This is a genomic window from Collimonas sp. (assembly GCF_044339385.1).
In the GTDB taxonomy this organism is placed as follows: Bacteria; Pseudomonadota; Gammaproteobacteria; order Burkholderiales; family Burkholderiaceae_D; genus Collimonas.
In genome coordinates this window covers 1-7,619 of the sequence record NZ_JBIIVN010000128.1, presented here as the reverse complement: position 1 = coordinate 7,619, position 7,619 = coordinate 1, and the positions used below count along the sequence as shown (strand labels likewise).

The 7,619-nt window shown below is 56.4% G+C and carries 7 protein-coding genes; 3 read left to right on the top strand and 4 right to left on the bottom strand.

The features are described from left to right. Positions 1-136 precede the first annotated feature (136 nt). Positions 137-577, bottom strand: a complete 441-nt coding sequence (locus tag ACIQ0R_RS09675; RefSeq protein ID WP_395826599.1) for a porin — start codon at positions 575-577, stop codon at positions 137-139. A gap of 430 nt (positions 578-1,007) precedes the next feature. Here ACIQ0R_RS09675 and ACIQ0R_RS09670 point away from each other — a divergent pair, with 430 nt between their 5' ends. Then, positions 1,008-2,594, top strand: coding sequence for a hypothetical protein (locus ACIQ0R_RS09670; protein WP_395826596.1), 1,587 nt, complete (start codon positions 1,008-1,010; stop codon positions 2,592-2,594). Between the two features lie 38 nt (positions 2,595-2,632). Here ACIQ0R_RS09670 and dapF read toward each other — a convergent pair whose 3' ends face one another. The 3 genes from dapF to ACIQ0R_RS09655 all read right to left on the bottom strand — a co-directional run bounded on the left by dapF (position 2,633) and on the right by ACIQ0R_RS09655 (position 5,314). Further along, a complete protein-coding gene (gene dapF / locus ACIQ0R_RS09665) occupies positions 2,633-3,496 on the bottom strand; it encodes a diaminopimelate epimerase (RefSeq protein ID WP_395826594.1) in 864 nt (287 codons plus the stop codon). Between the two features lie 85 nt (positions 3,497-3,581). After that, complete coding sequence (locus tag ACIQ0R_RS09660) at positions 3,582-4,451, bottom strand: lipid A biosynthesis acyltransferase (RefSeq protein ID WP_395826592.1); 870 nt, start codon at positions 4,449-4,451, stop codon at positions 3,582-3,584. Beyond that, positions 4,448-5,314, bottom strand: a complete 867-nt coding sequence (locus ACIQ0R_RS09655; protein ID WP_395826590.1) for a lysophospholipid acyltransferase family protein — start codon at positions 5,312-5,314, stop codon at positions 4,448-4,450. Before ACIQ0R_RS09655 ends, ACIQ0R_RS09660 begins: the two co-directional genes overlap by 4 nt. Before the next feature lie 337 nt (positions 5,315-5,651). On the opposite strand from ACIQ0R_RS09655, the gene metK reads away from it, so the two are divergent. Both metK and ACIQ0R_RS09645 read left to right on the top strand, forming a co-directional pair. After that, positions 5,652-6,812, top strand: coding sequence for a methionine adenosyltransferase (gene metK, locus ACIQ0R_RS09650; protein ID WP_395826587.1), 1,161 nt, complete (start codon positions 5,652-5,654; stop codon positions 6,810-6,812). 201 nt (positions 6,813-7,013) lie between these two features. Then, positions 7,014-7,538 (top strand): hypothetical protein, encoded by a 525-nt coding sequence (locus tag ACIQ0R_RS09645; protein WP_395826585.1) that lies wholly within the window; start codon positions 7,014-7,016, stop codon positions 7,536-7,538. Positions 7,539-7,619 lie beyond the last annotated feature (81 nt).

Genomic DNA, 7,619 nt, shown 5'->3' with positions numbered 1-7,619 from the left:
AGGTTTCTTGTAGTTGGCAAGCAGGCTGTCCGCCAGCTTGACCAACTCAGGATCGGGCTTGGCCCGTTTGGTGCGTTTTACGTAGGTCATTTTTTCCTCTATGGTGGCAGTGTGCTGCCAAATGACCTACGTAAAACTAATTACACCCCCGATCGAGCACATGCAGGCCAGCCGCAAAATTGCCGAAATCCTTGGTCGAAGTGTAGCGATGACCGGCATCGTCGAGCATGTCGGCCTGACGCCCCAGCAATACTGTACCGAAATTGCCGCCCAAGCCAACTACGGCTTTACGTGTGAAGGCGCCGCGGTCTTCTGCGGCACCGCTGGAGCTGTCGAAGCCGGCTTCGAGTTGGAACAGCGCTTTCAGTCCGCTGCCCAGATCTTCAGTGCCTTTGAAGCCGATGCGGGAGGTGTCGATGTTGCCCGATCCCAAGCTGAACTTGCTGCCGCCTTTGCCGTCGCTGCCTTCGGCAGCGGGGTTGTGGTTTGAAAAATTAACGCCCGCATCGACGGTACCGTAGATAGTGATGGCGGTTTGAGCTTGTGCTATAGTTGCGATCGCGCCAAGAGTGACCAATGTGATGAGTGATTTTTTTCATTTAACGTCCTTCATGTAAAAACTGACTTTAAAACGGGCTTAAAAACGGGCTTTGGAGATCCGTACATCTTGCCGGAGGAGACAACGTTAACTCTTATTGACAAAAAAGCCATAACTTCCGCTACTTAATTATTTAATAATTGGTAGAAAGTTATGTAATTTGCCAATTGTGTTGTTTTTTTTGTTACTCATTTGGAGAGAATATCTCGGTCGCCTTCGATATTTCTTGATGGAATTGTTTGGTGAAAAAAGAGGAGGGTGATCTTCATATGAAAAAATCGCACCCTGACTAGCGGGTGCGAATACGCTCGTTTTGTTGCAAAAAAGATTCATATTTTCTAAAAAATGAGATGAAATAAAAATCGATCCATTTATCAAGCATAATTTACGCTTTTGTAATCAATGCTTTATGGCTAAACGTGAAGATTTGGCGATTATTCGGTCAGCCCGTGCCGGGCAGGCGGGCGCGCAGCTGGCGTTGGGAAAGCGCTATCTGTTTGGCGGCAATGGGTTGCCGCAAAGCCTGTCGACAGCACTTCATTGGCTGAGTCGTGCTGCGCAGCAGGAGGAGCCGGAAGCTTGGATGCTTATCGGCAGCCATATACCGTTTGAGGTCGCTCTCGGGTACAGCAATCAGCTCGACTTGTGTATATGGTGCGAGCGCGCCTTTGATGCCGGTTTGATCGAGGCCGGCCTGGTGTTTGCTCAGCTGGTGCTGACGTCGAGAGATCCAAGCGGCTTGTCAGCGTTGCGTGGCAAGGCCCTTAAAGCGCTTAAGAGCGTGGCGCATTCGGGGGTGGCCGAAGCGCAGTGGCTCCTGGCGCAGCATGCCGACAGCACTTCTGTCGATGTGGCCGAGCACACGCCAAGCGCTACTCAAGCCGTCGGTGGCCAGCGCACAGTCAAGGCAGAGCGCGAGGCAACGCTGGAATGGACCTCGCGCGCGGCCAATGCTGGCGTCATGCAGGCACAGCAATCGTTGGCCCAGATCGCCTGGGAAAAATCCGATTGGCCGGTTTTCCTGGAGCGGGCTTTGCCGCTGGCGCAGGCATTATCGGAACAATACGCAGCGACGCTGGCGCAATTGAACGTGCCTTCGGAGACCTTGGCGCGTCAGCTCGGAGAAGAAAATCTGGCGTTATTGACGCGCACAGCGCATGCGCTGCAAGGCAGCGATGTCTTTGATGCAAACCAAGTACAGCAATTTCTCGAACTGGCTGCCTATGGCGAAGATAAGGACGCGCAACTGGTGTTGGGCCTGTGGTACGCCCGGATGAACAGCGACGGTCAGCGTCTGCAAGTGGGCAGCGGTTCGGCAAATTATAAAAAAGCGATTCGCTGGCTGACGCTGGCCGGTGAGGCTGGGTTGGCAGATGCATGGTATGCACTGTCGCGGATTTACCTGAAGTCCGAATTTTCCCAGCGCAATCTGGTTGATATGCAGCGTCACCTGGAGCTGGCTGCCGAAATGGGACGCTGCGCCGCACAACTGGAATGCGGTGTCAGCGCCTGGCGCAATCGCCGTGAGGCAGTGGACAACGACGTCCGCGCGGTTTATTGGTTGCAGAAGGCTGCTGCTCAAGGTAGCAATGCTGCGGCTGAGTTACTGGCGAAGATCGCCGATAGCGCGCAGCCGGCGCCATGGGCCGAAGCGGCGCGACAACATTTGACGCGCGAACAAACCAAGGCGCATCCATTTTTGGCAGCGCGCATCGAGTTAGCGACTTTATTCGGCCTTAGCCGCCCGGAAGCGTTGTTGCTGGATTTGAATCAGGCCGATTGCGGTCATTGTCTGGCGATAGATATACGTTCCCAGTACGCCCGCAGCAAACGGCGTCTGATATTGATTCAGACCGGCGACGAGCGCCAGGCGTTGAGCCGGATCGCTCGTTTGTTCGAAGATGTCGATTGCGGGCCAAATGGACCGGAGGGTAATTACCGGCAGCGCCTTTACCGCTTTAAGGCGCTGGTGCCGCAGCACGCGGGCTCAGACTGACGCGTATTTCCCAGTGAGTCCGGGCCTGGACGCTGAATTCAGGTGGCCTTGTCGATTTCGATTTCACCCTCGAAGACGGAAACAGCCGGGCCAGTCATATGCACCGGGAGGTTGGCGCCAGCCCAGGCAATCGATAGTTCGCCGCCGTGGGTTTGTACCTTGACCGGTGAGTCCAGCAGGCCGCGGCGAATCCCGGCCACCACAGCCGCGCAGGCCCCGGTGCCGCAAGCCAGCGTTTCGCCGGCGCCGCGTTCAAATACGCGCAGTTTGATCTGCTGGCGATCGATAATCTGCATGAAGCCGGCGTTGACGCGTTTCGGAAAGCGCGGATGATGTTCGATTGCCGGGCCGTCGGTCAGTACCGCCGCCGCTTCGCTGTCGTCGACGACCTGCACCGCATGCGGATTGCCTATTGATACCACCGATATCAACACTTGCTTATTATGGATGTCGAGCGGCCAGACGACATCTTCGCCCACCGTACGGCCGGCCAGATTGCTGGTGTCGAAAGGCACTTCTGCCGGGGTCAGGATCGGCGCCCCCATGTCGACCGTGATGCGGCCGTCGCTTTCCAGCTTCGGCTCGATGATGCCGGACATGGTTTGTACGCGGATCTGGCGCTTGTCGGTCAGGCCCTTGTCGGTGACGAACTTGACGAATGCACGTGCACCATTGCCGCATTGCTCGACTTCGCCGCCGTCTGCGTTGTAGATGCGATAACGGAAATCGACGTTGTCGGCCTGCGCCTTTTCCACCAGCAGCATCTGGTCGGCGCCAACGCCAAAGCGGCGGTCGGCCAAACGCTGCCATTGGGCCGGGGTAAAGTCGATGTGCTGATGAATTGCATCGATGACGACAAAATCATTGCCGGCGCCGTGCATTTTGGTGAATTTGAGTTTCATGGCTTTATTATGAGGGAAGCGATGGCGCAATGCTGGACGGCGCGCAGAAGGTGTCGCGCGGCAGCAGATTGGTCCAGGATTGGGGTTAGTAAATGCTTGCTTTTCCGGGCGGGCGCGTCTTGAAGCGTTTGTGCGCCCAAAAGTATTCGGCCGGTGCTTCCAGCACGCGCTCTTCGATAAAGGCATTCATGCGGCGCGTGGCTTCGCTGATATCGTCGCCGGGATAGTTTTCCCAGGCCGGATAGAAAGTCACCTTCCAACCTTGGTAGCCGGGAAGGAAGGTAGCGATCATCGGCACCACATTGGCCTTGGCGGCGGCGGCGATACGTGCGGTCGCCGTCAAGGTCGCCGCCGGGACGCCGAAGAAAGGGGCGAACTCGGCATCTTTGAGACCAAAATCCATGTCCGGCAGCATGATGAAAGGATAACCCTCGCGCATCGCCCGGATGATCGGTTTAACGCCTTTCTCGCGGGAAAATAATTTAACCGGCCGGAAGCGCGAACGGCCCTTTAGCAACGCGGCGTCAACCACGGCGTCCTGCTGGCGGCTATAGATGGTGCAGATAGAAAGCGATGAATTGAGCACCAGCGCTATGCCGGGGATTTCCAGGCAAACGAAATGCGGGCACAGTAAAATCGTCGGACCTGCCTGCAAGGTGTCGAGCGGCAGTGCTGAGTCGATCTGGATCAGGCGTCGCAAACGTTGTTCCGAAGCCCACCACAACACGCTGCGCTCCAGCACGCTGCGCGAGTAGGCCTGGAAATGGCGGCGCGCCAGATCTCTGCGCTCGGCTTGTGGCATGTCGGGAAAGCAAGCGGCCAGATTGGTCAGTGTGATATGCCGCCGCGGTTTCATGATGATGAACAGCAGCGAGCCCAGCGCTTCACCCAGCGGTCCCAGAATCCATAGCGGCAGGAAGTGCGCCAGCCATAGCAGGCCGATCAAGGCTATCATGCATCCCTCTTTGTGGTCTGTGGAGTCTTGGGAGGCGCTGTAACACCGGGTGGGGTCTTGTAGCGGTTGTAGCTCCAGATATATTGTGCCGGGCAACGCGCAATCAATCGTTCCATCGCATGGTTGATGGCCAGCATCTGCTGCTCCGGCGTTTCTCCCAGGTTACCGTCGAAGGGCACGAAACGAATAACATAGCCGCGGCCGTAGGGCAGGCGCTCGGCGTACGACAGAATCAGCGGCGCACCACTCATCTGCTGTAGCTTGGCCGGTAGCGTAATGGTGTAGGCCGGCCGGCAAAAGAAATCGACCCAGATGCCTTCGCCGTTCTGTGGCACCTGGTCCGGTAGCAGGCCAATTGCCTGGCCCCTCTTGAGCGCCTTGAATAAGGTACGGACACCGGCAAGATTGGCCGGTGCCAGCAATAGATTATGGCGTGCGCGTGCGCCTTCGATCAACGGCTTCAGCGCGGCCTTGCGCGGCGGGCGATAGAGTGCGGTCAGCGATGTCCTGGCGGCGATTGCCTGGGCGATGATTTCAAAGCAACCGAGGTGCGGCGTCAGAAAAATCACCCCGGTCTTGGCATCCAGAGCCGCTTGAGCGAGCTCCCAGTTTTCGATGGTGGCGGTGCGCAGTACCCGTTGCGGCGATGCGCACCATATGAACGGTAGTTCAAACATGCTTTTGCCGGATTCCCTGATGACGTGCGACAGGTGGCTGGAGTAACCGGCGCGGAACAGGTTGTCCTTGAGTTTGTTGCGATACGATGCCGACACGACATAAACCAGCCAGCCGCTGACGCTTCCTAAGGCGTGCAGAAACGGCAGCGGTAGCGCGGATAACAGGCGGAATAGTGTTACAAGCATTGGGGAAGCCCTGGGAGAGCTAAATAAGTGGCTGGATTAGTGGCTGGATAAGAGCGCAACCCCCCCGGGGTTTTAGCGATTTTTTCTCAAGTGGCGTAAAATAGCACAATTGTCCGATCTCGAAATACCGTTGATTCAGTATTTTGGGAGTCAAATCGGAGCATTGAATGCAATATGTTAATTTTAATATTAATATGTAGCACCTAATATTCTGCACTATCCGCCGAGTTAATAGACAACTTGCGAGGCGGCATACAAATTTCGCTAAAGCGTCGCAGGCTCAACAGAATTGACTGCGACATGGTCACCACTGTTTTTGTTTTTGTTGGAGCTTGCAATGGCACATGAATACCTCTTTACTTCGGAATCCGTCTCGGAAGGTCATCCCGACAAGGTCGCAGATCAAATCTCGGACGCGATTCTCGATGCAATTTTCACTCAGGATCCACTCGCACGCGTCGCCGCAGAAACCCTGTGCAACACCGGGTTGGTCGTGCTCGCCGGTGAAATTACCACCCATGCCAATGTCGATTACATCGCCATAGCGCGCGAAACCATCAAGCGTATCGGCTACGACAATGCTGATTACGGTATCGACTACAAGAGCTGCTCGGTGCTGGTCGGTTACGACAAGCAATCGCCTGATATCGCTCAGGGTGTCGATGAAGGCAAGGGGCTCGACCTTGACCAGGGCGCGGGCGACCAGGGCCTGATGTTCGGTTACGCTTGCGATGAAACGCCCGAGCTGATGCCGGCGGCGATTTATTATGCGCACCGGATTGTCGAGCGCCAATCGCAATTGCGCAAGGACGGTCGCCTGCAGTGGCTGCGCCCGGATGCCAAATCTCAGGTTACATTGAAATATGTCGATGGCCGACCGGTGGCAATCGATACCGTGGTGTTGTCAACCCAGCACGCACCGGAAATGGCGCATCGCGCGATTGAAGAAGCGGCAATCGAAGAAATCATCAAGCCGGTGGTGCCGCAGGAGTGGCTGCAGAATACGCGTTACCTGATCAATCCAACCGGCCGCTTCGTAATCGGCGGTCCGCAAGGCGATTGCGGCCTTACCGGCCGCAAAATCATTGTCGATACCTACGGCGGCGCGGCTCCGCATGGCGGCGGCGCGTTTTCCGGCAAGGATCCATCCAAGGTTGATCGTTCGGCCGCTTATGCCGGCCGCTACGTGGCGAAAAACATCGTTGCTGCCGGCCTCGCGCAACGCTGCCAGATCCAGATTTCGTATGCAATCGGTATCGCCAAGCCAACTTCGGTGATGGTCACCACCTTCGGCACCGGCAAGGTCAGCGACGAAAAGCTGGCGCAACTGGTGCTGGAACATTTTGACCTGCGTCCGAAGGGCGTCGTGCAAATGCTCGACCTGTTGCGTCCGATTTACCAAAAGACCGCGGCGTATGGACATTTCGGCCGGGAAGAGCCGGAGTTCACCTGGGAGCGTACCGACAAGGCTGCCGCCCTCAAAGCTGCGGCCCTGTAGTTGCGTAGCGCAGGCATGGCAGGGCGCTGGGCTCTGCCATGCGGTTTGATCTTTCCCCGGCGATTTGCAGCATTTCTGTCGTGCTTTGCACTATGAAGACGACTTGTTACACGGAGCACTTCAGTGATCACGATAATCTGCAAGCCCCAAAATGCCTTACGTATCTTATGCGTTTGCGCTGGCGTCTAGATAAGTCCCAATATGGCCTCCCAATCAAAAAATGGTTCTCAATCGCCTCCTGACGGCTTGCAATTGCGCGCGGTAATTACCGAGTTGCCGCCGTTCCGCCTTGCGGCCTGGCTGCTTGCCATCGGCGTGCTGTTTCTGGTGATGGCCTTGCACATGCTGACGGGGTTACTAGCCGGTTTGCTGGTCTACGAATTGGTCCGGGCACTGACACCGTTCGTCCAGCGCCGCCTCACCAGCGAGCGGGCGCATCTGATTTCCGTAGTATTCCTGTCGGCGATCATTATCGGATTGCTGACTTTGGTTATTTTCGGCCTGGTCGCATTCTTCCACGGCGGCCCTGACCGCCTGCAGTTGTTGCAAGCGAAACTGATGGTGGTGGATCAGGCCCGTACCCAACTGCCAGCCTGGCTGCAGCGTTATTTGCCGGACAACGTCGATGATATTCGTCAGATCATCAGCGATTGGCTGCAATCGCATAGCGGGGAAGTGCAACCTAAAGTGGACCCATCTGTCCAGACAAATATCTGCATAGTTTAAGAAGCACTTCCTGCCTCCAATACAGCTGCGCGGCGCTGTCCCGGTTTTTCTGTTGCTCTTGGTGTTGCTGTTGATCTTGCC

Coding starts and splice junctions, on each gene's coding strand:
- ACIQ0R_RS09655 (WP_395826590.1), bottom strand. CDS start 5,314: ATGCTTGTAACACTATTCCGCCTGTTATCCGCGCTACCGCTGCCGTTT.
- dapF (WP_395826594.1), bottom strand. CDS start 3,496: ATGAAACTCAAATTCACCAAAATGCACGGCGCCGGCAATGATTTTGTC.
- ACIQ0R_RS09670 (WP_395826596.1), top strand. CDS start 1,008: ATGGCTAAACGTGAAGATTTGGCGATTATTCGGTCAGCCCGTGCCGGG.
- ACIQ0R_RS09645 (WP_395826585.1), top strand. CDS start 7,014: ATGGCCTCCCAATCAAAAAATGGTTCTCAATCGCCTCCTGACGGCTTG.
- metK (WP_395826587.1), top strand. CDS start 5,652: ATGGCACATGAATACCTCTTTACTTCGGAATCCGTCTCGGAAGGTCAT.
- ACIQ0R_RS09660 (WP_395826592.1), bottom strand. CDS start 4,451: ATGATAGCCTTGATCGGCCTGCTATGGCTGGCGCACTTCCTGCCGCTA.